We start from the raw sequence: 24,925 nt of genomic DNA, 5'->3' as shown, positions 1-24,925 counted from the left end.
GTCAGCGTCCTGTCAGGGCCACCGGCTGGAGCGTCGGGCTCAGCCCTGCGTACCCAGTCCCGTTGTAGGAGTTCAGCAGCGCGACCGGGTCGGCGAACGGCGCTCCGCCGGTCATGCTCGCGTGGTCGGACGAGAAGCTCGCGACCGGCGGCTGGAGCGCGGGCGGCTGCTCCGAGCGGGCCGGGTCTCCGACGACGAACGCCGTACCGAGCAGGGATGCGACCGCGGCAGCGGAGCCGGCCGCACCCAGTACGCCGGTTCGCCGCCGGGAGCGCGTGGTCCGCGGTGCGCCCGGCCGGGTGCCACCTGAGCGCCCGGCCGGGAACGCGGACCGCTGCGGGAAGAGTGTGACCGCCGGCGTGAGCACCGGACGGACCTCCTCACGCGGCTCTGGGGAGAACGACGAGACGCCCATCAGGCGCTGCATCAGGTCGCTGGACGGGTCCGGCGACTCCAGGGCCGCCATCCGGGCCTTGAGCCGGCGCTGCGCGTCCACCTCGGCGCGGCAGGTGTCGCAGCCGACCAGGTGGCTCAGCACCTTGTCCCGGGAGTCGTGGTCGAGTGCGCCGTCGACGACGGCGCTGAGCTTGTCCATCGGGTGCTGCAGGGTCATCGGTGCTCACCTCCACCGATCAACGGTCCGTCGGCGGGCGGGCCGCCGACCCGGGTCTGCCCGGATCGCGGGGCCCGGTGCTCGAGGTGCTTGCGCAGCATCGACCGGCCGCGGTGGATCCGGCTGCGGACAGTGCCGAGCTTCACGTCCAGGACGTCGGCGATCTCGTCGTACGTCATGCCCTCGATGTCGCAGAGCACGACGGCGGCGCGGAAGTCCTCGGGCAGCGCGTCCAGCGCATCCTGCACATCGTGGTCGAACAGGTCCGAGTCGAGCTTCTCGGCCGGGCCCTCGCCCTTGGCCGGGAGCCGGTCGTGGGCGTCGTCGGGCAGGCCGTCGAAGCGGATCCGCTGCCGGCGGCGGGCGCCGTCCAGGAACAGGTTCGTGGTGATCCGGTAGAGCCAGCCCTCGAAGGTCCCCGGGGTGTACGACGACAGCGAGCGGAAGACCCGGACGAAGACCTCCTGGGTCAGGTCCTCGGCGTCGTGCTTGTTGCCGGTCAGCCGGTACGCGAGCCGGTAGACGCGGGCGGAGTGGGTGCGGACGATCTCGTCCCACGACGGCAGTGCGTCCGGAACGGGCTCGAGCGCAGGCCGTGACACATCCGCGGTCGGGGTGTCGAGCGGCTTCACCGCAACGCCTCCCAGGGTCCTCTCGGCAATAAGCGTGAAGGCCATGGTGCCGCGGTCACCGTCCTCTGCGCACGTCGGGAGAACCCGGGTTGAACCCTGAGTTCGTCGTACGACGGCTCAACGCGACGCCCCGACCGGAAGTTCCCGGCCGGTGCCCTCACTGGTAAAGACGCGCGGGCGGCCATTTCGGTTGAATCACTTCTCTTCGATCAGCGCGATCGGGTCGCCGTCGCGGACGACTTCGCCCTCCACGACCCGCAACTCGACGATGGTGCCGGCCACCTCGGCCAGCACCGGGATCTCCATCTTCATCGACTCCAGGATGACCAGGGTGTCCTCCGGCCCCACCGTGTCGCCGGCCTTGGCTGTGACCTTCAGCACATTGGCCACCAGCTCGGCCACCACGGTGTGACTCAACTCGTACTCCTCCGGTCGGATGTCCCGCCCCGATCCTAGGCGCGCCACCCCGCCTCGGCGTAGCCGGATCCTCCCCGCGTGCGAAAGCGACTTCGCAAAGCACGCCCTGGTGCCCCGGTGAGCCCGCTGGGAACGGCACGAAGCTGACTACGATGAGGAAATGGCCGATCAGCTGATCACCCTGTCCGACGTGGCCGCGGCGGCCGGGGTGTCGCTGTCGACGGCGTCCAAAGCCCTGAACGGCACCGACCGGATCTCGGCGGCGACCCGTGAGCACGTCCGCGTCACCGCGGACCGGCTCGGCTTCCGGCACAACGCGCTGGCCCGGTCCTTCGCCCGCGGCCGGAGCCAGACCATCGGTGTGCTCACCCACCGCGCGTCGAATCCGTTCACCCGGGTCGTGCTGGCCACCGCCGCCACCGAGCTCGGCGCCAAGGAGCAGGCCATCCTGCTGTACGACGCGCGGATCGACGAGCAGGACGTCACTGAGAGCATCCTGCAACTGCGGGCCCGCCGGATCGACGGCGTGATCGTGATCGGCACCGGCACGTCGTTCCCGACCCCGTCGCTCACCAGCCGGTTCGACGTACCGGTGATCTACGCCTTCACCTTCACCGAGGACCCGGACGACGTCACGATCACCTCGGACGACACCGCGATCGGACGGCTCGCGGCGACCCACCTGCTGTCGGCCGACCGCCGCCGGATCGCCCACATCACCGCCGAGCCGCACGACAACGCCGCGCAGCGCCGGGCCGCGGGCGCCGGCCAGGTGCTCGCCGACGCGGGCCTGGACTGGGTGACGCCGGTGCGCTTCGGCCGTTGGCGGGAGGACTGGGGTGAGGAGGCCGCCCGCGAGGTGCTGGCCTCGGCCCCCGACGTCGACGCGATCTTCTGTGGCAGTGACGCGATCGCCCGGGGCGCCGAGCGCGTCATCCGGGCGAGTGGCCGGCAGGTCCCGGGTGACGTGGCGCTGATCGGCGTCGACAACTGGGAGCAGTTGATGCATGACCAGCGCGTCAGCCGGCACCTGACCACGATCGAGGTAGGGCTCGAGGAGATCGGCCGCCAGGTCGCGTCCCGCCTCCTCGAACCCAACCCCGAGCCCGGCATCCAGTACGTCGCACCTCAACTGGTCATCGCCGAGACGGTCTGACCCCCTCCACTCCCTGCCCCCCGCCCTCGCCGTGCCTCAGCGCCGGCGTGCTCGATACGTGGCGACCCTGGTGCGGCTGGCGCAGGTCGGGGTGCAGTACTTGCGCGGCCGCCGCTCGGCCGGATTGACGAACACCCGCTCGCAGTCCGCGGCCGCGCACGAGCCGATCGCGTCAAACCCATGGCCGGCCGCGAAACTCGCGAGTCCGAGCGCCGACGTCGCCGCCAGCCACTCGGCCCAGGTGGCGTCCGGCTTGGCCACATGCAGATGCCACGGCACCCCGTCATGCTCGGACAGATACGGCCGTACGGCGTACTCCGTGAGCAACTCGTTGAGCGTTCTGGCCGCGTCCGCCGGATCGGCGTGGAAGACCGGCCGGATCCGCTCACGAACCGCGCGGACCTCGGCCAGGTCGCCTTCGTCCAGCTCGATCGGGTCGGACTCGCTATGGGCGAGAAGGAACTCGCGGACCGCGTCCGGTGTCGTCAGCTGCTCCGGGTCGCGGGTGCGGGTGTTGACCAGGTCGACCGCGAGCCGCACCAGCCGATCCGGTGTCTGAATCTCCACTGCCCACTCCTATCGGTAACGCCTTTGATAGCGTAACGCGTAACTGCCGCTATCGCGTTACAGGAGGATCGGCGTGCCCAGCTACTACCTGGCAGCGACCCTGGCCCGGCTTGCCGACGAGATGGTCGCGTTCACGCTGGTGCTGCTCGTCCTGGACCGCACGGACAGTCCCGCGCTGGCTGGGATCACCGGAGCCGCCTACGCGCTGCCCGCGGTGGTGACCGGCCCGCTCCTCGGTGCGTGGCTCGACAGGACGCCGTACCGCCGGAGTGCGCTCGCGCTCAACCAGGCGGTGTTGGGCGTGGTCATGCTCAGCCTGCTGGCCGTGGTCGGCCACAGTGCGCACTGGATCGCTCCAGCGCTCGCAGCGGTCGCCGGTGCGACGCTGCCGATGGTGAGCGGCGGCTTCACCAGCATGTTGCCGAGTCTGGTCCCTCGAGCTCGGCTGGCTCGGGCGAACTCGCTGGAGGCCGCGAGCTTCGGCGCCGCCACAATCACCGGTCCGGCGACGGCTGCCACGATCGCAGCGACCGTGTCGGTGGAGGCCGCGGTCCTGGTCATCGCCGTGGCCGCGGTACTCAGCATCTGCGCCATCACCCAGCTGCCTGCGCTCCCACCCGCGGGAACTGACGGCGAGCCCTTCATGGCGTCGGTGATCGGCGGTCTCACCCACCTCGCACGCACACCGCGGCTCCGAGCGTCCACTGTGACCACAACGCTGCTCATGGGCATGACCGGCATCCTGCTGATCACTCTGCCGCTGCACACGGCCGCACTCGGGATGCCGCGGTCCGCCGCGGGCTACCTGTGGACCGCACTGGAGATCGGCAGCATCGCGACCGCTCTGCTGCTCGGACGGCTCCAGACTCGCTGGCGTCCGGAGCACGTCGTCATGGCGTCTGTCGCGGCCTACGGCCTCGCCCTGACGACCTGGCCGCTTGCCGCGAGTTTCGCCGTACTCCTGCTGTTGGCTGCGCTGTCCGGGCTGCTGGAGGGGCCGACGCTGCCGGCCATGTTCGCCGCCCGGCAGCGCTACAGCCCCGAGGCACTCCAGGGCCGCGTCAGTACGACCGCCGCCAGCCTGCGCGTCGGCGCGGCCGCCCTCGGCCAGGCCGCCGGTGGCCTCCTCGTCCCGGCCATCGGCACCGATAGGGCCTTGTTGGTCGTGGCCGTCGGGCTCGTCGCGGCGGCGGTCCTCGGCCGCGTGGCCGCGATCTCGAGGAAGGCCGCCGCGCCCGCGGTCAGTCGAGGATGACGGAGCGGGTGAGGCTGCGGGGCTGGTCCGGGTTCAGGCCGAGGGCGAGAGACTTGGCGACGGCGACCCGTTGGGCCACTACCAGCGACGCCATCGGGTCGAGGTCCGGGTGGTGCACGACGGTCGCGCCGGTGGCGGCGACGTCGTCGAGCAGACCGGCCGGGGCCTCGCCGAAGACCCAGACGCCACGCCCGGCCTGGGCGATCGCGATCGGGCCGTGCCGGTAGTCCATCGCCGGGTAGGCCTCGGTCCACGCCGACGCCGCCTCACGCTGCTTCAGGGCGGCCTCGTGGGCCAGACCGACGGTCCACCGCGTGCCGACGTACGTGACCTGCTCGAGCTTCGCGAGATCGTCCACGTCGATGGTCAGCGCGGTCTGAGCGTCCGCGGCGGCCTGCGTGAGGTCCTCGCCCAGCGACGCGCGCAGCAACGCCAGCGTCGTGGTCGCGAAGCGGGTCTGCACGACGGACTGCTCGTCGGCGAAGTCGAGCATGATGGTCTGGTCGGCCAGCTCGACGATCGGCGAGCCGGGGGTCGCCGTGATCGCGACGGTCGGCAGGTCCGTGGTCCGGATCAGGTCCAGCACCTCGGTCGTCGTACCCGACCGGCTGATCACGACCACCACGTCGTACGCGCGGCCGGCCGGGAACTCCGATCCCGCGAACGCGTCGGTCTCACCCTGGCCGAGATCCTCGCGCAGGGCGGCGTACGCCATCGCCATGAACCACGACGTGCCGCAGCCGACGGCCGCGACCCGCTGACCGGGCTTCGGCAACGCACCGCCGTACTGCGCGAAACCGTCCGCGACCTGTCGCCAGAGGTCTGGTTGAGTGGCGATCTCAGTGCTCACAAAAGGCATCTGCGTCATGTCGTCTCCGCACTTGTCATGGTCGAAACTGCTCGAACGTGATCGAATGGTGCCAACCAGCCGCCACCCGGCTGACCGATTGTGTGAAGGAGGAGCCCCGGGTGAAGCGTTATGAACGCCTGAACACCTTGCTCGAGTCGCTCGCCGAGAAGGGCGCCATCGACGTCGACGAGCTCGCCGAGCAGTTGCACGTGTCCGCGGCGACGATCCGGCGCGATCTCGACCACCTCGGCAAGCAGCAGCTCCTCACCCGGACCCGCGGCGGCGCGGTCGCCAACGCGGTGTCGTACGACCTCCCGCTGCGCTACAAGACTGCGCGTTTCGCGTCCGAGAAGCAGCGGATCGCGCAGGCCGCGGCCACGCTGGTGCGGCGCGGCATGGTGATCGGGATGAACGGCGGCACCACAATCTCCGAGGTGGCGCGCACGTTGGCGACCCGGCCGGAGCTGTCCGCCGAGCACGGCGAGCCCGCGTTCACCCTCGTCACCAACGCGCTGAACATCGCCAACGAGCTGATCGTCCGGCCGCACGTGAAGATGGTGCTGACCGGCGGTGTCGCGCGGCCGCAATCCTACGAGATGATCGGGCCGCTGTCGCACCGGATCCTGTCCGACCTGTCCCTGGACATCGCGTTCATCGGCGTCGACGGGATCGACGAGACCGGCGCCACCGCCCATCACGAGGGCGAGGCGAACATCAACCAGCTGATCGTCAGCCGGGCCGCGAAGGTGGTCGTGGTGGCCGACTCCTCCAAGCTCGGGCAGCGCGCGTTCGCCCGGATCTGCGAGCTGAGCGAGATCGACACGCTCGTCACCGACGCCCAGGCCGACGAATCCCAGCTGACCGTCTTCAAGGAAGCCGGCATCGACGTCATCCGCGCCTGACCGCACTCCGCACCTCCTTCACTGGGCCCGGTTTTGTCTGGTGCGACGATCATATCTGATTCAAGGCCGTGTGTAATGAGCAAGAGTGCGCAGTCTCCGCGCGGGAGACACGGAATGCGGACCTCTTGCCGCTAGGCTTCGGATCAGCATGAGGAGCGCAGCGGCAGAATCTTGGGAGGGCATCATCGCCACCGGCATCGACCCGACGTCCTGGGCGTACGCCGAGGACTACACCGGTGAGGACGAAGTCGTCACCGGTGCGCGGGCGCGCGCCGACGAGAGCGGGATCACCGCGATCGGCCCCGGCGCGGCCGCCGCGCTGAGCCTGCTCGCCGCCGGCGTGGGCGCCAAGGCGGTAGTGGAGATCGGCACCGGCACCGGCGTCTCCGGGCTGGCCTTGCTGCGCGGGATGCGCACCGACGGCACCCTGACCACGGTCGACATCGACGCCGAGAACCAGCGACTGGCCCGCAAGACGTTCCTCGGCGCCGGTGTCCCGTCGAACCGGTTCCGCCTGATCGCCGGCGCCGGGCTGGATGTGGTCACCCGGCTCACCGACGGCCACTACGACCTCGTCTTCTGCGACGCCGACCGGCGTGAGAACACGGCGTACCTGCACGAGGCCCTGCGCCTGCTCCGCCCCGGCGGCATCGTCGCCTTCGCCGGCATCCTCACCGGCGGCCGCGTCGCCGACCCGGCCCGCCGCGACCCCGACACCACCGCCCTCCGCGACCTGATCCGCGCCGTCCGCGACGACGACGACCTCGTCTCAGCCCTCCTCCCCACCTCCGAAGGCCTCCTCACCGCCGCCAAACGCCTCCCCTGAAGCATAACAAAGAGTAATCAGGCAGCACCGAGCGTGACGGCGCAAGGATAGAACATACTAACGAAACCGATAATCATACTAAGATGAGCAGTGATTAGTATGTTTGTTGGTTTCTTTGGAGGATTCGGGTGCGCTCGTTCGCAGACCTTGACCGCTTGATCGGCCAGGTCCCGGCTGAGATCGTCATGTGGCTCCGGTCGATCGACACCGGTCGGGGCAGCGAGGCGCTGTATCGGCATCAGTTGCCGGCGCTGCTGACCGAGCTCGCCAACCGCGCCCGGATCCAGAGCATCACCGCCTCCTCGGCCATCGAGGGGGTCGTCGTTCCCGATGCTCAGCGGGCGGAGCGTGTCATCGACGGCAGTGCTGGGGTGTTGCGGAACAGAAGCGAGCAGGAGCTGGTCGGCTACCGCAAAGCGCTCGACTATCTGTTCCAGGAGGATTGGCACCCGCTGAACGTCGGGCTGCTGCTGCACCTGCACCGGCTGCTCTGGTCCGAGACGGCGTACCCCGGTGGTCAGCTGAAGACCGACGACAACCTCGTCGTGGATCGCTCGCCCGACGGGAGCACGACCGTGCGGTTCGTGCCCGTTCCGGCCGCGAAGACGGCCGAGTACCTCACGGATCTCATCGCTCGCTACCGGGACGCTCAGGCCGATGCCAGGCACCACCCGGTCTTGCTGGTCGGTCTGATGGTCCTCGACCTGCTCGTCATCCATCCGTTCGCGGACGGGAACGGCCGCGTCGCTCGGGCGCTGACCAACGCACTTCTTGTCGACGCCGGGTACGAGGTGTGCCGCTGGGTCTCCCTCGAGCAGCTCATCGCAGACTCCGCGGACGAGTACTACACGGCGCTCCTCCGCTCGACCGACGACTGGCACGACGATCAGGCGAACCCGTGGCCATGGCTGTCATATTTCGTCACGGTGCTGGCATCGGCGTACCGGACCTTCGCGCGCCGCGCGGCGGCCGATCGGAGCGGCGGCACGAAACAGGACCGGGTCCGAGCCCACGTCCTCAAGCACGCGGCCCCGGTGTTTCGCCTTGCGGACGTCCGTACGGCGCTGCCAGGAGTCAGCGACCAGACCATTCGGCTCGTCCTGGAAGAACTCAAGAACGAGCAGAAGGTCAGCCCCGAAGGCGCCGGACGAGGCGCCGTCTGGCGGCGGATCCCCGATCAGGATTGAGTTCCTCAGCCCGTCAGGCGGGTTAGTTCGGCGGTTACGTCGTGGAAGGGCTCGGTCAGGGGGTCTATCAGTTCGTAGTGGCCGCAGTCCTGGGCGCGGATGAAGTGGGCGGTGGGGTGGGCGGTGAAGTAGGACTCCGTGACGCTGATCGGGACGATCGTGTCGCGGGTGCCGTGGATCAGGCTGACCGGGGCGATCGACGCCGGGAGGTGGACGGGGTCGAGGTCGTTGCGGACGCCGGTGCCGATGAAGTCCTGGACGGCGCCGCCGTCGAGACCCATCCGGTCGGCCATCAGGAGGTCGGCGACGGGGGCGAGGGCGATCAGGCCGCGGAGCCGGACCGGGTTGAGGGTTGCGGCCGCCCACAGGGCCAGCTGGCCGCCGGCGGAGTGGCCCATCAGCACGTAGCCCGCGTGGACGTCGACCAGGTCGGGTAGCGCCTCGAGCGCCGTACGGACGTCTGTCGCGGTGACATCGGGATCGCCGGGCTCGCGGCGGTACTCCAGGGACAGCACCGGCCAGCCGAGGTCGGAGAGGGCCTCGCCGAGTGGGCGCGCGTGCATCCGGTCGTACTTCGGCCGCCAGAAACCACCGTGCACGAACACGACCAGCGGCCGGTACTCCTTCGCGTGCCAGTAGTCGATCACCTGGTCCGCGTGGTCGCCGTAGCGGAGCTCCTCGTCGGGCCCGCGCGCCGCGCGGGACAGAACCGATCGGTCTTCACTCATTCAGACCTCCCGAGACTGCGGTGGATTCCAAGGAAGTGCAGTGCGTTCGTGGACAGCAGCTTGTGCTGCTGATCCGCGGTCAGGAAACCGGCCGTCCGTACCACCTCCCCGACCGGCCGCTCACCCAGTGGATAGGGATAATCACTGCCGACCAGAACGCGGTCTTCCCCCAAGGTATCGACAAGGAGCCGCAAAGGCGCTGATTCGAACACCACCGTGTCGACCAGGATCCGATCCAGGTAGTACGACGGTGGGTGCTGCGAGCAACCACGGACGATGTCGCCGCGCCGGTGCCAGGCGTTCTCCAGCCGCCCGAGCCAGAACGCGAAACTCCCGCCGCCATGGGCGAAGCAGATCCGCAGGGACGGCGGGAGCGCGTCGAACGCACCGCCCAGGATCATCGCCAGCAGGGACAGATGGGTCTCGGCCGGCATCCCGGTCAGCCAGCGGGCCATCCAGCGGTCCAGGCGCGGACCACCGGGCATGTCCCACGGATGCACCAGCACCGGCGTCCCGGTCTCGGCGCAGTGGTTGAGAAAGGCAACGATCCCGGGATCGTCGAGGTCCTTGTCGCCGACGTGGTTGCCGATCTCGACCCCGACATGACCGGCGGCCCGGCAGCGATCGAGCTCCGCGCAGGCCGCGTCCGGATCCTGCAGCGGCACCTGACAGAACGGGACGAAACGGTCGTCGCCGGCGAGCGTCTCCAGGGTGAGGTCGTTGAAGATCCTGGCCAGCTTGACCGCCTGATCCGCCGGCCGGTCGTAGCCGAAGAACACCGGCGTCGGCGAGACCACCTGCAGGTCGATGCCGTCGGCATCCATGTCGGCGCGCCGGACGTCCCGGTCCCAGGCCTGCGGGCCGATCGGCCGGAACTCGGTCGAGCCGATCATGATCATCGCGGCCCGCTCGGAGTCGATCCGCAACCACGGCCAGCCGTCGCCGCCGCACGCTACCGAGAGATCCGGCCAGCCTTTCGGCACCAGATGAGTGTGGACATCGACGGCCACGTCCTAGCCTTTACCGGGGTGCACGGTGCCGCAGTGCGGGCAGGTGCGGGCGTCCTCGCTCTCGTAGAACGCGTTGAAGACCGGCGGCAGGTCGGCCACGATGTCCGTCACCTGGAGCTCGACCTCGTGCACGATCCCGTTGCAGTTGGCGCAGTACCAGCGGAACTTCTCCAGCGTGCCCGGCTCGCGGACCCGCTCCATCACCAGGCCGATCGAGTCCGCGTCGCGCTGCGGTGAGTGCGGCATGCTCCGCGGCAGCACCCACATCTCGCCCTCGTTGATGTCCACCCGGGCGGGCCCGTCGTCGGTCATCACGTCGACGTGCATGGTGCCCTTGATCTGGTAGAAGAACTCCTCGTACGGGTCGACGTGGAAGTCGGTGCGCTGGTTCGGCCCGCCGACCACCATCGTGATGAAGTCGTCCCCGGTCGGGAACATCTGCTTGTTGCCGACCGGCGGCTTCAGCAGGTGCTTGTTCTCCTCGATCCACTGCGGAAAGTTCGTCGACTCCAGGTTGGCCATACCTATTCCTCCTTGTGCGGGCTGTGTCCTTGTGGGATGGCCGCGACGGCGGATATCTCGATCAGCAGCTGGGGGTGCGGCAGCTGATGGACGGCGACGGTGGTCCGGCTCGGACCGGATTCGTCGAAGAATTCGCCATACACCTCGTTGTACCCCCCGAAGTCGTTCATCGACACCAGGTACGTCGTCACACTCACGAGATCCCCGAGCCCCGCCCCGACGGCCCCCAGAATGTCCCGGATGTTCTCCAGCACCGCCCGCGTCTGCTCCCGGATGTCCAGCGACACCGTCCCCAACGAGTCGACCGACGCCCCGGCGATGGTGTTGTCCGGCCGCCGGCTCGACGTTCCCGAGACGAAGGCGAACCCACCGGACACCTTGACGTGCGGGAACCGGCCGCGCGGCACCGCCTTCCCCGGTACGACGGTCATGTGAGCTCCACGCAGACGTTGGTGGGCTCGGAGTAGAAGTCGAGCGAATGCCTGCCGCCCTCGCGGCCGACCCCGGAGAGCTTCATCCCGCCGAAAGGCGTGCGGAGATCGCGCAAGAACCACGTGTTGACCCAGACGATGCCGACGTCCAGCGCCGGGCCCGCGCGGTGCGCGCGGCCGACGTCCCGGGTCCAGACCGTTGCGGCGAGACCGTAGACGCTGTCGTTCGCCAGCGCGTACGCCTCTTCCTCGGTGTCGAACGGCGCGATGTGACAGATCGGGCCGAAGATCTCCTCCGTGTTCGTCCGCGCGTCCGGCGGCAGCCCGGCCACCACGGTTGGTTGCACGTAGCAACCACCATCACGGGCGTCGCCGAACGACGGTACGCCGCCACCCGCGAGGACTTCCGCGCCCTCGGCCCGCGCGAGGTCGTAGTACGACAGGACCTTGTCGCGGTGCTGCTTCGAGATCAACGGCATGTTCATCGTCGCCTCGTCGGCGGGCCAGCCGTACGTCAGCTCGGCGGCGCGTGCGGCCAGCCGGGCGGCGAACTCGTCGAAGATCGGCCGTTCGACGTAGAGGCGTTCGGTGCAGAGGCAGACCTGGCCGCCGTTGGTGAAGACCGACCGCACCGAGCCCTCGACCGCCGCGTCGAGGTCGGCGTCGGCGAAGATCAGCCCGGCGTTCTTCCCGCCGAGCTCGAACGACACGGCCTTGACCCGATCCGCGGCGACCTTGGCGATCGCCGTACCGGTCGCGGACTCGCCGGTGAACGTGATCGCATCGACGCCGGGATGCCGGGTCAGGTACTCCCCCGCCGACGACGGGCCGAATCCGTGCACGAGGTTGAAGACACCGGGCGGTACGCCGGCCGCCGCCATCACCTCGGCCAGCACGGTCGCCGACGCCGGCGTCTCCTCGGACGGCTTCACCACCACCGCGTTGCCACAGGCAAGCGCCGGCGCGACCTTCCAGGTGAGCAGCAGCAGCGGCAGATTCCACGGTACGACGATCGCCACCACACCGACCGGTTTCCGTACGGCGTAGTTCAACGCCCGCCGCCCGTCCGGCAGCACGGTCGTGTACGACTCGGTCGGCGCCGTGGTCGCGAAGTCGGCGAACGCCCGGAAGTTGGCCGCGCCCCGCGGGATGTCGAGCGTCCGCGCCTGGCTGATCGACTTCCCGGTGTCCCCCACCTCGGCCGCGACCAGATCCTCGAACCGCCGCTCCAACTCGTCCGCGACCCGCCGCAGCACCGCCGCCCGCTCCTGCTCGCTCATGCGTCCCCACGGGCCACGCAGCGCCGCCCGGGCGGCGTTCACCGCCGCGTCGACAGTCTCGGAGTCCGCCTCGCACACGTCGAAGATCTGCTCTCCCGTGACCGGGCTGATCTTCGCGAACGTCGACGGACTCTCCACGAACGCGCCGTCGACGAAGTGCCGCAGGAGCCCGACCGAGCTGGGCTGCCCGGTCAGCAACTCGGCTGTCCACAGGCTCATCGCCGGCCCCTCCTTCGCAAGAGCCCCATCAGCACGCCCGCCGCGGCGACTGCACCCATCCCGAGCACCTGGTGCTGACGACGTACCCGCTGCTGGACCTCGGCGTACGGCGTGGTCGAGAAGGAGACGAGTTCGTAGCGGGAGACGTAGGTGCCGGGGAGGAGGCGCTCCAGCGCGTGCTCGACGCGTTTCGTCAGCCGGAAGACCGGAGACGACACCTTGTCGCGCATCTCGACGAAGTTGTCGAGAGCCATGTCGGCGATCGCCTCGGTGTTCTCGCGGCGGCGCGCCTCGAACAGCGGGAGCGCCCGGGCCCACGAGCCGCCGGTGTCGTCCAGGCAGCGGTCCAGCTCGACCACGTCCTCGAAGGCACAGTTGGCCCCCTGACCGTAGAACGGGACGATGGCGTGGGCGGCGTCGCCGAGCAACGCCGTACGCCCGTGAGCCTGCCAGGGCAGGGTGTGCACCGTGCCGAGCACGCCGACCGGGTTGTGCAGGTAGTCGTCCACCAGGTCCGGCGCCAACGGCAACAGATCCGGATAGTTCTCCCGGAAATGCGCTTCGATCCCCGGAGGATCGGTCAGCGCGTCGAAGGAGCCGGCCGGCCAGAAGAGTGTGCAGGTGAAGGACCGATCCGGATTCGGCAGCGCGATCATCATCGACGTCCCGCGCGGCCAGATGTGCAGCGCTCCGGGATCCAGCGCGAAGTCACCGGAGACCGCCGGGATCGACAGCTCCTTGTAACCGTAGTCGAGGAAGTCGACGTCCTCAGCAACGATGCCCTCGGCAAGCAACTGCTCGCGCACCGCGGAACCGGCCCCATCGGCACCCAGCACCACGTCCGCCGAAGCCGACACCTTCCCGGCAGGCGTCGCGAACACCATCCGCCCCGCCTGCGAGTCCAGCTCCACCAACCGGTGCTCGAACTCGACCGTCACCCCGGGCGCATCCGCGGCCGCGGACAGCAGAGCGTTGTTCAGCGCACCCCGGCTGATCGAGTTGATCGCCCGATCACCCGACGCCGAGTAGGCCTGGAAATCCAGCGGCCCGGAGACCGGATGGATCATCCGGCCCTTCATCGGCAACGCGTCCGCCATCACCTGATCGACCAGCCCGATCCGGCGCAGCGCGTCCAGCCCACGCTCGGAGATCGCCAGGTTGATCGACCGCCCGCGTTCGGCCTGACCGGCCCGCGGATCCGGCCGCCGCTCGTACAACGTCACCGGCAACCCACGCCGTGCCAGGAAACACGCCAGCAGACTCCCCGTCAGCCCTGCTCCGACAATCGCGACCCTCATGCCGGCACCGCCCCGGCCAGTGCGGACGCGGCCCGCCAGCAGTCGTGATACGTCGAGTACAGCGGCACCGGTGCCAGCCGCAGTACGTCGGGCTCCCGCGAGTCCGCGATCACGCCGTACTCGAACCGCAACCGCCGCGCCAGCTCACCCGCCCGCATCCCGCCGATCCGCAAGGACAGCTGCGCGCCGCGCCGGGCCGGGTCGCCAGGTGTGATCACCCGCAGCGGCCGTCCATCGGTCACCGAGGTCAAGAGCTCCTCCAGGTACGCCGTCAGCCGCAGACTGCGCTCGCGCAGCGCCCCGATGCCGATCTTGTCGAAGATCTCCAGCGATGTCCGGACCGGGCTCATCGAGAAGATCGGCGGGTTCGACACCTGCCAGGCATCTGCGGAGGCGGGCGGTCGCGACTCCGGCGTCATCTCGAACCGGGTCGACGCCTCCGTGCTCCACCACCCCTCGAACCGCGGCAGGTCACCGCCCAGGTGCCGCTCGTGCACATAGGCGCCCGCGAGCGCACCAGGGCCTGCGTTCAGGTACTTGTACGAACACCAAGCAGCGAAGTCCACACCCCAATCGTGCAACGCCAACGGGACATTCCCAGCGGCATGCGCGAGATCCCACCCGACGATCGCACCGGCCGCGTGACCGGCCTTGGTGATCATCGGGATATCCATCAGTTCACCGGTCAGGTAGTTCACGCCACCCAGCAGCACCAGGGCCACATCGCCACCCAGTTGCTCAACGACATCCGCCGTACGCAGGCTGTCCTCGCCCGGCCGGGGCCGCAGGCGGATGATCGCGTCGTCGGCGTCGTACCCGTGGAACCGAGCCTGCGAACGGACGGCGTAGCTGTCCGAGGGGAAGGCCGCGTCCTCGATGACGATCCGATGCCGCGAGCGGGTCGGGCGGTAGAACGAGACCATCAGCAGGTGCAGGTTGACGGTGAGCGAGTTCATCACCACGGTCTCACTCGGCAACGCACCGACCAGGCGGGAGGCGGGACCGGTCAGCAGTTCGTGGTACGGCAGCCAGGGGCGGGCCGCGTCGAGATGCCCCTCGACGCCGAGCGCGGCCCAGGCGTCGAGATCCTCGAGCAGCTCGACCCGCGTCGCTCGCGGCCGCAGACCGAGCGAGTTGCCCGCGAAGTACGCCACGTCCGGGTAGTCGCCGCCCTGGGCAGGGGGTACGTCGAAGAGGTCGCGGTGCCCTGGATCCGCGACATCCAGCTCGAGCGCGTCATCCTCCGCGGTCACGCCTGGGCAACCTCGTCCGGTACCTCCGGCGCGGTGGGCTCCGGTTTGGCCGCCACCGGCGGCGGCGCGATCACCTGCCCCTTGCCGAGCACGGTCACCCCGCCTTTGGACACGATGAACCCCCGCTCCCGGTCGAGATCCGGGTCGACACCGATCTCGACGCCGTCCGGGACGACGACGTTCTTGTCCAGGATGACGTTCTTCAGCACGACGTTCGCGCCGATCTTGCAGTTGTCCATGATGACGGCCCGCTCGATGTTCGCGCCGGCGCTGACGATCACGTTGGCCCCGAGCACCGAGTGCTCCACGATCGCACCGGACACGATCGAGCCCTGGCAGACGATCGACTCGCCGACCGTCGCGTCGTCGGTGAACTTCGCGCCCGGCAACTGCGGGTGCGAGGTGAAGATCGGCCAGTCCGAGTTGTACAGGTTGAAGACCGGCTGGATCGAGACCAGGTCCATGTGCGCCTCGTGGTACGAATCCAGTGACCCGACGTCGCGCCAGTACGAGCGATCGCGGTCCAGCGCGCCCGGCACGTCGTTGTCCTGGAAGTCGTAGACGCCGGCTTTGCCCTCGGCAACCATCATCGGGACGATGTCCCCGCCCATGTCGTGCCTGGAGGCCGGGTTGGCGGCGTCCTTGCGCAGCGCCTCGACCAGGACGTCGGCGCTGAACACGTAGTTGCCCATCGAGGCGAACGTCTCGTCCGGCGAGTCCGGCAGTCCCGGCGGGTCGGCCGGCTTCTCCAGGAACTCGTCGATGGAGTACCCGTCCGCGCCGGTCTTGATCACGCCGAACTCCGACGCCTCGACCCGCGGCACCCGGATCCCGGCCACGGTGACGCCGTTGCCGCGCTCGATGTGCGCGGCGACCATCTGGGAGGCGTCCATCCGGTAGACGTGGTCCGCGCCGAACACCACGATGATGTCGGGCTCGAAGTCGTCGATCAGGTTCATCGACTGGTAGATCGCGTCGGCGCTGCCCTGGTACCACTGCGGGCCGAGCCGCTGCTGGGCCGGCACGCAGGTGACGAAGTTGCCCAGCAGTGTCGACATCCGCCAGGTGAGCGTGACATGGCGGTCCAGCGAGTGCGACTTGTACTGCGTCAGTACGCAGAGGTTGCGGAAGCCGGCGTTGACCAGATTGGACAGCACGAAGTCGATCAGGCGGTAACTGCCCCCGAACGGGACGGCCGGTTTGGCCCGGTCCGCCGTCAGCGGCATCAGCCGCTTGCCCTCGCCACCGGCCAGCACGATTCCGAGAACTCTGGGCGCCTTTGCCATGTCCGCACCTTAGCTCCGAGAGCCCCCGTGCATAAGCGCTTGCGAGTGTCGCGACACTGTGAAGATGCCGATCCTCGTCGTACCGACAGCTGCCGTTCACCGTTCGTTCCTGGCTGCCTGGGACGAAGCGGGGCCGCAGGAGGAGCGGTGGATGGGCGCCCGGTCGGTGGCCGGCGCGGAGGAGGAGTGGAGCCGCGGTCAGGCGGCCGATCCGGCGGAGTTCGCCCGGATGATCGAGGCGATCCGGGCGGAGGCGGAGCCGGAGACCGCGCTGCCGCCGGGCATCGTGCACCAGACCGTGCTCTGGTTCGTCGACGGCGTCGACTGGCTCGGCCGGTTGTCGATCCGGCACCACCTGACCCCGGCCTTGACCGAGCTCGGCGGCCACATCGGGTACTACGTCCGCCCGTCGGCCCGGCGCAAGGGGTACGCGACCCAGATGCTGACCCAGTCACTGCCGATCGCGGCCACCCTCGAAATCGATCCCGCACTGGTCACCTGCGACCTGGACAACGAGGGCTCGCGCCGCGTGATCGAGTCGGCCGGTGGCGAATTGGAAGACGAACGACACGGAAAGCTCCGCTTCTGGGTACCGACACGGATGAGCTGATGTCCTATCGTCGGGCTCATGAAGGTCGCCATCCTGACGCGTGAGTTCCCTCCGGATGTGTACGGCGGGGCGGGGGTGCACGTGGACTTCCTGGTCCGCGAGCTCCGCCGCCTGATCGACGTGGACGTGCACTGCATGGGCGAGCCACGGCTCGGCGCGACCGCGCACTCCGAGGACGACCCGCGGATGCCGGAGGCGAACGCGGCCCTGCGCATCCTGTCCACCGACCTCACCATGACCGCCGGGGTCGGCGACGCGGACCTCGTGCACTCCCACACCTGGTACGCGAACATGGCAGGTCACTGGGCGAAGCTCCTGTACGACGTACCGCACGTGGTGACCGCTCACTCGCTGGAGCCGCGCCGACCCTGGAAGGCCGAGCAGCTCGGCGGTGGCTACCGGCTGTCCAGCTGGGCCGAGAAGACGGCGTACGAGGCGGCCGATGCGGTGGTCGCGGTGAGCCGCGGGATGCGCGACGACGTCCTGGCCTGCTACCCGGCGATCGACCCGGCCAAGGTGCACGTGATCTCGAACGGGATCGACGCCGACTTCTACCGGCCGGACCCCGGGACCCACGTGCTCGCGCGGCTCGGCGTCGACCCAGAGCGGCCGTACGTGACGTTCGTCGGCCGGATCACCCGGCAGAAGGGCGTGCCGCACCTGCTCCGGGCCGGTCTGCGCCTCGACCCGTCCGTGCAGCTCGTCCTGCTCGCCGGCGCGGCCGACACGGTCGAGCTCAAGGCGGAGACCGACGCGCTGATCGACGACCTCAAGCTGGCCCGGGACGGCGTGTTCGTGGTCTCCGAGATGCTGCCGCGCGAGGAGGTCCGGCAGGTGCTGACGCACGCGCTGGCGTTCTGCTGCCCGTCGATCTACGAGCCGCTCGGCATCGTCAACCTGGAGGCGATGGCGTGCGAGACGGCCGTCGTGGCCAGCGCGGTCGGCGGGATCCCCGAGGTGGTCGACGACGGCGTGACCGGCATCCTCGTCCCGTACGACGAGAACGACACGGACACGTTCGAGCGCGGCCTGGCCGCGGGCATCAACGAGTTGGTCGACAACCCGGCGAAGGCCGAGGCGATGGGCAAGGCCGGTCGTGAGCGCGCGGTGTCGGAGTTCGGCTGGGACGCCGTCGCGGACCGGACCGTGCGGCTCTACAACAGCCTGCTCGGGTAGGGGAAACCCCACCCTGGGGCCGGGGGTGAGCACCATGGCCGGGGAGGTCGCGCGACGGTTGGGTTGAGGTATGACATCTCGCCTGATGAAGACCGTCGTCGCGACGCTCGCCGGCGCTGCTCTGCTCACCGTCCCACTGTCGGCGTACGCCTCCGTCACCCAACCGACGCTGTCCGAGGCTGCCGTCACCGGCGTCCACGCCCTCCGCGGCGCGCTCGTCTCAGCCGTCCCGATCGCTACCCTGACGGCGGCTCAGCTGGACGCCGCCGCCGATTTCCCGGACACACCACCGGCCAGGTACGGCGTCACGGCCTACCGCTTGATCTATCGGACCGTCGACCACAACGGCCGGCCGACGACCGCGAGCGGCATCGTCGTGCTGCCGGACGGGCGGCGGGGTGCGCTGACCGCGGTGGAGTACCTGCACGGCACGAACGCGACCAAGGCCTACGCGGCCTCGGTCGACGACACTTCGACCGACCGGCTCGTCACCGCGCTGTTCGCCGGCGCGGGACTGGTCGGCGTCGCGCCGGACTACCTCGGGCTGGGGCTCGGCCCGGGTGTGCACCCGTACATCGACACCAAGACCGAGACCACCGCCTCGGCGGACATGCTGCTCGCGGCCCGGACCTTCGCGGCGCGGCACGGTGTCGCGCTGAAGCGGGACGTCCTGGTCACCGGCTTCTCGCAGGGCGGCCGGGCCTCGATCGCTCTCGGGCGGGCGCTGAGCCGGGGTGAGGCCGGGCCGTTCCGGCTCGGTGCGCTGCAGGCCGTCGCCGGGCCGTACGACCTGCTCGGCAGCGAACTGCCCGCGACCTTCGACGGCGGCGTCGCGCCCGCGACCGCGGCCTTCTACCTCGCGTACTTCGTCACGGCCTGGAACCGAACCGTCGGGTTGTACGACGATCCCCGCGAGGCGTTCCAGGCGCCGTACGCGAAGACCCTGGAGGGACTGTTCGACGGTTCACACCCCGACGAGGAGATCGCCGCCGCGCTGCCGGACTCGCCGGACAAGCTGTTCACGCCGGAGTTCGCCCAGCGGCTGCAGCACCCGACCGGCCGTCTCCTGCGGGCCCTTCAGGCTGCAGACCAGATCTGCCACGACTGGACCCCGCGCGTCCCGGTCCACCTCTACAGCGGCACCAAGGACACCGACGTCGTCGCTGCGAACGCGGATGCCTGCGCCACCGGGCTCCGGGCTCGCGGTGCGCAGGTCACCGTGCACTCGATGGGCGCCGTCGACCACTTCGGTACGGCGTTCGCGGCGTACCCGCAGATCGTCCGCGCCTTCAGTCACTGGGCCTAGCGCTGCGGTCGTTCCCTGACTGCGTAGCAGGCCCGGTCAGGCCAGGAACGGGAGCAGTACCTCGACGCTCCGGCGGCCGTCGTGCAGTTCGCGCACGTAGCGCGGCCCGTCGGCGGCCGTCAGCCGGGCCAGGGTCCGGTCGCCGGCCAACTGCTCGATGATCGCGGCGAGGTCGTCCGGACTCGCCTGGACGATCGGTAGCTCGGCCGGAAGGCGCTCCCGGACATCCTTCGGGACCTGTCCGACCACGACACGCCCGGCAGCCATCGCCTGGCAGGCCAGTGTCCCGTACGAACCGAGGAACAGATCGTCGACGACGATGTCCACCTCGCGCATCCACGCCGCCGAGCCGTCACGGGGCGAGACCTGGAGGTACTCGATCACGCCGCGCTCGGCCAGGCCGGTCAGCGCGGCATCGACGACGGCCGGGACCGGCTCGTCGCCGGATCGCGTGGTGGCCACGACCGGCACTGGGCGCTGCATGACGGGCCGCACCGAGGCCGGGTTCTCCAGGTCCACGACAAGCGGGAGCCACTCGAGATCGTCGACCTGCGCGAGTACGCCGGGATCGCTGACGAACCGTGGTCCGTCGTAGCCTGCCAGGATCTCGCGCAGTTCCTCCGGCGACGGCCGATCCTCCGGGCCCGGCAGCAGGAGCGCGTGTTTGATGCCGGCCCGGTCGAGCAGGGGCAAGTCCTGTCCGGAGGACATCGCCAGGCCCTCACCGAGCAGGGATCGACCGGCTTCGATCAGCACATGCGTGACCTCACGCTGCAGGTGGTCGGCCAACCCGATCTGCCAGGCGGTGCGCGGGCGATGCTCCGATCGCAGCACCGTGATGTCGGCCGGACGATCGTGATCGTCCGCGTCGAGCTGCAACGACTGCGCGCTGATCGACGGCTCGTGCCGCTCGAGCGCGCGGGCCAGCTGCCAGGCTTGACCGCCGGCGTTGACCGGCCCGATCAGGAGCTGCCGTCGCCACGGCTTCTCGGCCACGGTGAGGTCCGTTCCGAGCAGTTCGCCGTACAGGCTGCGGAGCTTGCCGGCCTGTCCGCTCCAGGCGACCTCACGCCGGTACGCGGGATCGGCGAGCCGCTCGCGATAGGTCTCGGTGCGGCTCAGGAGTAGCTTCGCCTTGGCCGCGAAGTCCGTGCTGTTGCCGGCTTCGAACGCTTCCCCGATCCCATGGCGGCCGACGAACTCCTTCAGGCTCGCCATGTCGCTGACGAGGACCGGCAATCCGCCCAGGCTGTACTCGAACAGTTTGTTCGGCATCGCCATCTCATGGTTCGGTGCGCGCAACATGGGGATGATCCCGGCGTCGGCGGTGGCCAGGAAGCCGGTCACCTCGCGCGGTCCGACCGGATGCAGGTAGTGGACCCGGTCCGCCACCCCGACCTCGATCGCCAGCTTGCGCAGTACGCCGACCGCGGGCTGGTGAGGCGTCGGTACGGCGACGATCGCCAGGTGCACCCCTGGCAGGCTCGGCAACGCCCTGATCGCGGTCTCGATGCCGCGCACGATGGTGATGCCGCCGCTGTAGACCAGCAGCGGTACGTCGGCGGGCAGTCCGATGCGGCTCCTGATGTCGTCCTCGACCGTGATGCTGTCGGGAAGGTCAGGGGTGTTGAGGACGACTTCGGGCCGGTCGGCCAGCTTGTGCTCGACTTGCAGCCGCTCGGCGATGGCCGGACTGACGGTCACGACCCGATCCACGGCGCGGATGTAGTCCCGCTCGTGGTTGGCCCACGCCGCGATGAACCGCGGCGTCCGGGCGCCGTACCGCGCGATGCCGGGCACATACTCGTGCGCGTCGTAGACGACCTTCATCGTTCGTCCGGCGAGCTTGGCGCGAGCGGCCGCGCGGACCGCCACGCCGATGACGTGCATGTCGTGCGCGTGCACGACGTCGGGGGCCAGCTCGTCGATCACCGCTTTGAAGATCAACTCGTAGTCGTAGGCCTCCGGGACGACGGACGGCCACTTGGCCCGCCACGGGACCCGAGCCACCAGCCCGTCCCAGAGACGCCATCCGGTCGTGAAGGCGCGACTCTCGAGACCGGTGAGCGCGTGGCGAGCACGCATCCCCAGGAAGGCGATCTGCAGAAAGCGGCCCCGCAGCCGCCGAGCCCACCGTCGACGGATCCTCAGCCTCAGTTCCGCACGCCGGACAGTGATCGCCGCCCGCCGAGCGGTCTGGTCCTTGGGGAGATACGCGCCCAGCAGCCGCCGGCTTCTGCGCCGGGCCCGGCGCCTGGACCGGCTGTCCCGAAGGGTGAAGATCCCGGGCAGCCTCGCCATCACCGCACGGCCGTCCAGACTGTCCATCGACAACCGGCCGTCGCGGGAGACACCGAGCAGTGTCACCCGCAGGCCGGTTTCGGCAATAGCGGCAGCTTCCTTCAGAACCCTGCTGTCGTTGCTGATGTCGTTGGCAACCATCATCACCACATGTGGTCTGTCCGTCACATCGTCCCCTTTGGCGTCCGCTACGTAGCCGTAGTACGGGCCGTAGGAGCCAAAAGGTTGCAGAGTGCGGGCGCTGGGCGGGCCCTCGGCGCGGGCGCTTGGTGCGGGTCAGCCGATGCCGGAGGTCGGGGTGTCGGAGGTCAGCCAGGTGGTGAGTAGGCGGGCGCCGGCACCAGTGGCGCCGGTTGAGTACTCGAAGCGGTCGGCCGGCGACTCCGCGATCGACGACAGGTCCAAGTGGGCCCAGGGGATGCCGCCGGTGAAGGCCTTGAGGAAGAGGGCCGCGGTGATCGAACCCGGGCCTTTCGAGCTGTTGACCGAGTCGGCGATCGGGGTCGCGATCAACTCCTCGTACTCGGCCGGCAGCGGCATCCGCCACAGTTCCTCACCGGAGACCCGGCCCGCGTCGGCGAGGTTGTCGGCGAGGGCGTCATCGGTCGCGAACATTCCGCCGTACAGCATCGATCCGAGCGACACCTTGATGGCGCCGGTCAGCGTGGCGATGTCGACGACCACATCGGGCTTCAGCTCCTTGACGGCGTACGCGAGCCCGTCGGCCATCACCAGCCGACCCTCGGCGTCGGTGTTCTTCACCTCGGTGGTGCGGCCACCGTAGTGCCGGATCACGTCGTCGGGCCGGTACGCCGAACCCGACGGCATGTTCTCGGCCGCGCAGATCAGGCCCGTCACCTTGACCTGCGCTCCGAGCTCACGCAGTGCGGACAGGGTGGCGATCACCGAGCCGCCGCCGGTCATGTCGCGCTTCATCGACACCATGCCCTCGCGCGGCTTCAGCGACAGGCCGCCGGTGTCGTAGGTGATGCCCTTGCCGACCAGGACGACGTACGGCGTGTCCTTCCTGGCACCGTCCGGCACATAGTCCAGCCGGATGAACCGCGGCGGCCGGGTCGATCCCTGGCCGACCGCGAGGATGCCGCCGAATCCGTCGGCGGCGAGCTTCTTCTCGTCCCACACCGTCACCTGCAGCCCGGTCGACGCGGCCAGCTCGGTCGCGCGGTCGGCCAGCCAGGCCGGGTCCTTCTCGTTCGACGGGGTGATCGCGAGCTGGCGCGCCAGCCAGCCGGTCCGCCCGATCACCACGCCGCGGCCGAGCACGGGCTGCCGCGCTGTCGCCGAACCGTCGGTCAGGACGAGCCGGGTCAGCACCGGCTTGCCCGCGTCGACCGTCTTCAGCGTGTACGTGAACGATCCCAGCACGACGCCCTCGGCGAACGCCTGCAGTGCCGCATCATCGATGCCCTCGGCAACGACCGTGGTGAGCTCGTCCTTGCCCCGACCGAACCGGGCGATCGCCGCACCGGCGTGTCGCAGGTCCTTGGCGCTGCCGTCACCGGCACCGACCAGCAGGATCTCGGTCACCTCGCCGGACAGCAGCGGGTACGCCGCGGTCGCGCCGGCGGATGGGGTGAAGCCGGTCGCCTGCTGGGCTTCGAGCAATCGGCCGAGGTCGACGCCGAGGCGCTCACCGGCCTCCTTCCCGGCGGCCGGCAGGCCGCCCTCGCCGACCACGATCACCCAGGTCGGGGCGCCGTGCACCGGCAGACCGGGCTGCCAGGTCACGGCCGGAAGAGTCGGGAACGGAGGAGTGATGCTGCGGCGAGCCACTAGGACGACCTCACTGGTTTGATCAAAAGGTGGTATTTGCCCGGGCCAACCGTAACGACCCCGGCCGGTGCCGAAAAGGGCACCCACCGGGGTCGAAGTGATTGGCTGAGGTGCGAGGCACCCCCGGAGGATTCGGTCAGCCGACGACTGCTTTGAGCGCGTTGCCGAGCTCGGTGGCCTCGTCCGCATTCAGCTCGACGACGAGCCGGCCGCCGCCCTCGAGCGGAACCCGCATCACGATCCCCCGACCCTCCTTGGTGACCTCGAGCGGACCATCGCCCGTCCGCGGCTTCATCGCCGCCATGCGCGCACCCCTTCCCAGTGTCGGTGTTGAGCGACGACACCGCGCGGGGAACCGTCGCCGGCGCCGTTGCGGTGATGCGCCGTCGGCGCGTATCGCAGTGTGTATCGGACCCCATTATTCCCGATCGCAGGCCAGAGCCGTGCACCATACGGCAGACTCAAGTCTTGTGCACGCCCGTTCAGCCCTTTTCGACCTGTACGGCGACCACCTGCGCGCGCGTGGTGCGCGCGCCCCGGTCGCGGCCCTGGTCCGGCTGCTCGCGCCGCTCGGCGTCCATCCGCCGGCGGTCCGGACCGCGGTGTCCCGGATGGTCCGGCAGGGCTGGCTGGAGCCGGTCCGGCTCGAGGGCCAGCCCGGTTACGCACTGACCTCCCGGGCGCGTCGCAGGCTCGACGACGCGGCCGCCCGGATCTACCGCACCGCCCCCGACGGCACCCCGGTCGGCGCCGGCGCGGGGGGCTCCGGCGACTGGGACCGGCACTGGCATCTGGGCATCCTCCGCGAGGTCCCGAACGCGCGCCGCCGCGAACAGCTGGCGAGCCAACTCGCCTTCCTGGGTTGGGCTCCGCTGTCCGACGGTGCCTGGGTCGGACTGCGCAACGACGCCGAGGTCGACCAGATCCTCGGCGTGGAAGGCATCGCCGCCGACCGGTTCCGCGCCCCTGTGGACGACGGTGCGGTCGAGTTCGCCCGCCGGGTCTGGCGGCTGGACGAGCTCGGCGCGTCGTACGACGCCTGGCTGATCGAGGCCAAGGCCTCGGTGGACGGCGCCGGCCACGAACCCACCTCGGACACGACCGACGAGCAGGCCTTCGCGGTCCGGTCCGAGCTCGTGCACGAGTGGCGCAAATTCCTGTTCCGGGATCCGGGGTTGCCGGCCGAGCTGCTGCCGGACGACTGGGCCGGCACGCGGGCCGCCGCGTTCTTCGATTTCCACGCCGAACGACTGAGCCCCGCGGCCGGGCGTTTCGTCGACGACTGCCTGACACTCCACTGAAATTC

24 protein-coding genes and 1 pseudogene are annotated in these 24,925 nt (G+C 69.7%); 9 read left to right on the top strand and 16 right to left on the bottom strand.

The genetic code is table 11. The features are described 5' to 3' along the window. Position 1: 1 nt before the first annotated feature. From OG876_RS22450 to OG876_RS22440, 3 genes are all read right to left on the bottom strand, one after another. Positions 2–613 carry an anti-sigma factor family protein gene (locus tag OG876_RS22450; RefSeq protein ID WP_328518562.1) on the bottom strand — a complete coding sequence of 204 codons (612 nt, stop codon included), beginning with the start codon at positions 611–613 and terminating at the stop codon, positions 2–4. Continuing rightward, entirely contained in the window at positions 610–1,290 is a 681-nt protein-coding gene (gene sigE / locus OG876_RS22445) for an RNA polymerase sigma factor SigE (RefSeq protein WP_328518561.1), read from the bottom strand. The genes OG876_RS22450 and sigE overlap by 4 nt, the downstream gene beginning before the upstream one ends. Positions 1,291–1,440: 150 nt before the next feature. Next, a complete protein-coding gene (locus OG876_RS22440; RefSeq protein ID WP_328518560.1) occupies positions 1,441–1,662 on the bottom strand; it encodes a biotin/lipoyl-binding carrier protein in 222 nt (73 codons plus the stop codon). Positions 1,663–1,822: 160 nt separating this feature from the next. Between OG876_RS22440 and OG876_RS22435 the strand changes: the two genes are divergently transcribed. Next, a complete protein-coding gene (locus OG876_RS22435) occupies positions 1,823–2,818 on the top strand; it encodes a LacI family DNA-binding transcriptional regulator (protein WP_328518559.1) in 996 nt (331 codons plus the stop codon). A gap of 36 nt (positions 2,819–2,854) precedes the next feature. Here the strand turns inward: OG876_RS22435 and OG876_RS22430 are convergent, their stop codons facing one another. Further along, entirely contained in the window at positions 2,855–3,385 is a 531-nt protein-coding gene (locus OG876_RS22430; protein ID WP_328518558.1) for a CGNR zinc finger domain-containing protein, read from the bottom strand. A 73-nt stretch (positions 3,386–3,458) separates the two neighbouring features. Here OG876_RS22430 and OG876_RS22425 point away from each other — a divergent pair, with 73 nt between their 5' ends. Next, positions 3,459–4,640, top strand: a complete 1,182-nt coding sequence (locus OG876_RS22425; RefSeq protein ID WP_328518557.1) for an MFS transporter — start codon at positions 3,459–3,461, stop codon at positions 4,638–4,640. On the opposite strand, the gene OG876_RS22420 is transcribed toward OG876_RS22425, so the two are convergent. Continuing rightward, positions 4,627–5,499 (bottom strand): SIS domain-containing protein, encoded by an 873-nt coding sequence (locus OG876_RS22420; RefSeq protein WP_328526947.1) that lies wholly within the window; start codon positions 5,497–5,499, stop codon positions 4,627–4,629. The two genes, OG876_RS22425 and OG876_RS22420, sit on opposite strands and share 14 nt — an antisense overlap. Before the next feature lie 110 nt (positions 5,500–5,609). Between OG876_RS22420 and OG876_RS22415 the strand changes: the two genes are divergently transcribed. The 3 genes from OG876_RS22415 (at position 5,610) to OG876_RS22405 (ending at position 8,405) form a co-directional block, all read left to right on the top strand. Continuing rightward, positions 5,610–6,392, top strand: a complete 783-nt coding sequence (locus OG876_RS22415; RefSeq protein ID WP_134108530.1) for a DeoR/GlpR family DNA-binding transcription regulator — start codon at positions 5,610–5,612, stop codon at positions 6,390–6,392. A gap of 148 nt (positions 6,393–6,540) precedes the next feature. Continuing rightward, complete coding sequence (locus OG876_RS22410; protein WP_328518556.1) at positions 6,541–7,218, top strand: O-methyltransferase; 678 nt, start codon at positions 6,541–6,543, stop codon at positions 7,216–7,218. A 128-nt stretch (positions 7,219–7,346) separates the two neighbouring features. Beyond that, positions 7,347–8,405 carry a Fic family protein gene (locus tag OG876_RS22405; protein WP_328518555.1) on the top strand — a complete coding sequence of 353 codons (1,059 nt, stop codon included), beginning with the start codon at positions 7,347–7,349 and terminating at the stop codon, positions 8,403–8,405. A gap of 5 nt (positions 8,406–8,410) precedes the next feature. Here OG876_RS22405 and OG876_RS22400 read toward each other — a convergent pair whose 3' ends face one another. From OG876_RS22400 to glgC, 8 genes and pseudogenes are all read right to left on the bottom strand, one after another. Continuing rightward, positions 8,411–9,133, bottom strand: a complete 723-nt coding sequence (locus tag OG876_RS22400) for an alpha/beta hydrolase family protein (protein ID WP_328518554.1) — start codon at positions 9,131–9,133, stop codon at positions 8,411–8,413. Beyond that, positions 9,130–10,143, bottom strand: a complete 1,014-nt coding sequence (locus OG876_RS22395; RefSeq protein ID WP_442914016.1) for an amidohydrolase family protein — start codon at positions 10,141–10,143, stop codon at positions 9,130–9,132. Before OG876_RS22395 ends, OG876_RS22400 begins: the two co-directional genes overlap by 4 nt. Before the next feature lie 3 nt (positions 10,144–10,146). Beyond that, entirely contained in the window at positions 10,147–10,665 is a 519-nt protein-coding gene (locus OG876_RS22390; RefSeq protein WP_328518552.1) for a 3-hydroxyanthranilate 3,4-dioxygenase, read from the bottom strand. Between the two features lie 2 nt (positions 10,666–10,667). Then, the gene (locus OG876_RS22385) at positions 10,668–11,096 is read right to left on the bottom strand and encodes a RidA family protein (protein ID WP_328518551.1); all 429 of its coding nucleotides are present in this window, start codon (positions 11,094–11,096) and stop codon (positions 10,668–10,670) included. Next, positions 11,093–12,595, bottom strand: coding sequence for a 2-hydroxymuconic semialdehyde dehydrogenase (locus OG876_RS22380; RefSeq protein WP_328518550.1), 1,503 nt, complete (start codon positions 12,593–12,595; stop codon positions 11,093–11,095). The genes OG876_RS22385 and OG876_RS22380 overlap by 4 nt, the downstream gene beginning before the upstream one ends. Continuing rightward, positions 12,592–13,893: an FAD-dependent oxidoreductase gene (locus tag OG876_RS22375; protein ID WP_328518549.1), complete on the bottom strand. Its 1,302-nt coding sequence runs from the start codon at positions 13,891–13,893 to the stop codon at positions 12,592–12,594. Before OG876_RS22375 ends, OG876_RS22380 begins: the two co-directional genes overlap by 4 nt. Next, positions 13,890–15,146, bottom strand: coding sequence for a kynureninase (kynU, locus tag OG876_RS22370; RefSeq protein WP_328518548.1), 1,257 nt, complete (start codon positions 15,144–15,146; stop codon positions 13,890–13,892). Before kynU ends, OG876_RS22375 begins: the two co-directional genes overlap by 4 nt. A gap of 77 nt (positions 15,147–15,223) precedes the next feature. Then, positions 15,224–16,432, bottom strand: a pseudogene (glgC, locus tag OG876_RS22365) (glucose-1-phosphate adenylyltransferase); the annotation flags it as partial. A 64-nt stretch (positions 16,433–16,496) separates the two neighbouring features. On the opposite strand from glgC, the gene OG876_RS22360 reads away from it, so the two are divergent. From OG876_RS22360 to OG876_RS22350, 3 genes are all read left to right on the top strand, one after another. Further along, positions 16,497–17,042: a GNAT family N-acetyltransferase gene (locus tag OG876_RS22360; protein WP_328518547.1), complete on the top strand. Its 546-nt coding sequence runs from the start codon at positions 16,497–16,499 to the stop codon at positions 17,040–17,042. Between the two features lie 18 nt (positions 17,043–17,060). Further along, positions 17,061–18,218: a glycogen synthase gene (glgA, locus tag OG876_RS22355; RefSeq protein WP_328518546.1), complete on the top strand. Its 1,158-nt coding sequence runs from the start codon at positions 17,061–17,063 to the stop codon at positions 18,216–18,218. Between the two features lie 70 nt (positions 18,219–18,288). After that, positions 18,289–19,524, top strand: a complete 1,236-nt coding sequence (locus OG876_RS22350) for a hypothetical protein (protein WP_328518545.1) — start codon at positions 18,289–18,291, stop codon at positions 19,522–19,524. 36 nt (positions 19,525–19,560) lie between these two features. On the opposite strand, the gene OG876_RS22345 is transcribed toward OG876_RS22350, so the two are convergent. The 3 genes from OG876_RS22345 to OG876_RS22335 all read right to left on the bottom strand — a co-directional run bounded on the left by OG876_RS22345 (position 19,561) and on the right by OG876_RS22335 (position 23,923). After that, positions 19,561–21,993 carry a glycosyltransferase gene (locus OG876_RS22345; RefSeq protein ID WP_328518544.1) on the bottom strand — a complete coding sequence of 811 codons (2,433 nt, stop codon included), beginning with the start codon at positions 21,991–21,993 and terminating at the stop codon, positions 19,561–19,563. A 108-nt stretch (positions 21,994–22,101) separates the two neighbouring features. Continuing rightward, positions 22,102–23,574, bottom strand: a complete 1,473-nt coding sequence (locus tag OG876_RS22340) for a leucyl aminopeptidase family protein (protein WP_328518543.1) — start codon at positions 23,572–23,574, stop codon at positions 22,102–22,104. Positions 23,575–23,755: 181 nt separating this feature from the next. Beyond that, complete coding sequence (locus OG876_RS22335; RefSeq protein ID WP_012923066.1) at positions 23,756–23,923, bottom strand: DUF3117 domain-containing protein; 168 nt, start codon at positions 23,921–23,923, stop codon at positions 23,756–23,758. 166 nt (positions 23,924–24,089) lie between these two features. Here OG876_RS22335 and OG876_RS22330 point away from each other — a divergent pair, with 166 nt between their 5' ends. After that, positions 24,090–24,920: a PaaX family transcriptional regulator gene (locus tag OG876_RS22330; RefSeq protein WP_328518542.1), complete on the top strand. Its 831-nt coding sequence runs from the start codon at positions 24,090–24,092 to the stop codon at positions 24,918–24,920. Positions 24,921–24,925 lie beyond the last annotated feature (5 nt).

The sequence above is a fragment of the Kribbella sp. NBC_00359 genome (assembly GCF_036097425.1).
In the GTDB taxonomy this organism is placed as follows: domain Bacteria; phylum Actinomycetota; class Actinomycetes; order Propionibacteriales; family Kribbellaceae; genus Kribbella.
The sequence above is the reverse complement of the archived record's forward strand: the minus strand, read 5'-3'. Positions and strand labels throughout refer to the sequence as shown.

Bases quoted from the DNA above. Each gene is read 5' to 3' on its own strand.
- OG876_RS22450 (WP_328518562.1), bottom strand. From the start codon at position 613: ATGACCCTGCAGCACCCGATGGACAAGCTCAGCGCCGTCGTCGACGGC.
- sigE (WP_328518561.1), bottom strand. From the start codon at position 1,290: ATGGCCTTCACGCTTATTGCCGAGAGGACCCTGGGAGGCGTTGCGGTG.
- OG876_RS22435 (WP_328518559.1), top strand. From the start codon at position 1,823: ATGGCCGATCAGCTGATCACCCTGTCCGACGTGGCCGCGGCGGCCGGG.
- OG876_RS22420 (WP_328526947.1), bottom strand. From the start codon at position 5,499: ATGCCTTTTGTGAGCACTGAGATCGCCACTCAACCAGACCTCTGGCGA.
- OG876_RS22410 (WP_328518556.1), top strand. From the start codon at position 6,541: ATGAGGAGCGCAGCGGCAGAATCTTGGGAGGGCATCATCGCCACCGGC.
- OG876_RS22400 (WP_328518554.1), bottom strand. From the start codon at position 9,133: ATGAGTGAAGACCGATCGGTTCTGTCCCGCGCGGCGCGCGGGCCCGAC.
- OG876_RS22390 (WP_328518552.1), bottom strand. From the start codon at position 10,665: ATGGCCAACCTGGAGTCGACGAACTTTCCGCAGTGGATCGAGGAGAAC.
- OG876_RS22385 (WP_328518551.1), bottom strand. From the start codon at position 11,096: ATGACCGTCGTACCGGGGAAGGCGGTGCCGCGCGGCCGGTTCCCGCAC.
- OG876_RS22380 (WP_328518550.1), bottom strand. From the start codon at position 12,595: ATGAGCCTGTGGACAGCCGAGTTGCTGACCGGGCAGCCCAGCTCGGTC.
- OG876_RS22375 (WP_328518549.1), bottom strand. From the start codon at position 13,893: ATGAGGGTCGCGATTGTCGGAGCAGGGCTGACGGGGAGTCTGCTGGCG.
- OG876_RS22360 (WP_328518547.1), top strand. From the start codon at position 16,497: ATGCCGATCCTCGTCGTACCGACAGCTGCCGTTCACCGTTCGTTCCTG.
- glgA (WP_328518546.1), top strand. From the start codon at position 17,061: ATGAAGGTCGCCATCCTGACGCGTGAGTTCCCTCCGGATGTGTACGGC.
- OG876_RS22350 (WP_328518545.1), top strand. From the start codon at position 18,289: ATGACATCTCGCCTGATGAAGACCGTCGTCGCGACGCTCGCCGGCGCT.
- OG876_RS22335 (WP_012923066.1), bottom strand. From the start codon at position 23,923: ATGGCGGCGATGAAGCCGCGGACGGGCGATGGTCCGCTCGAGGTCACC.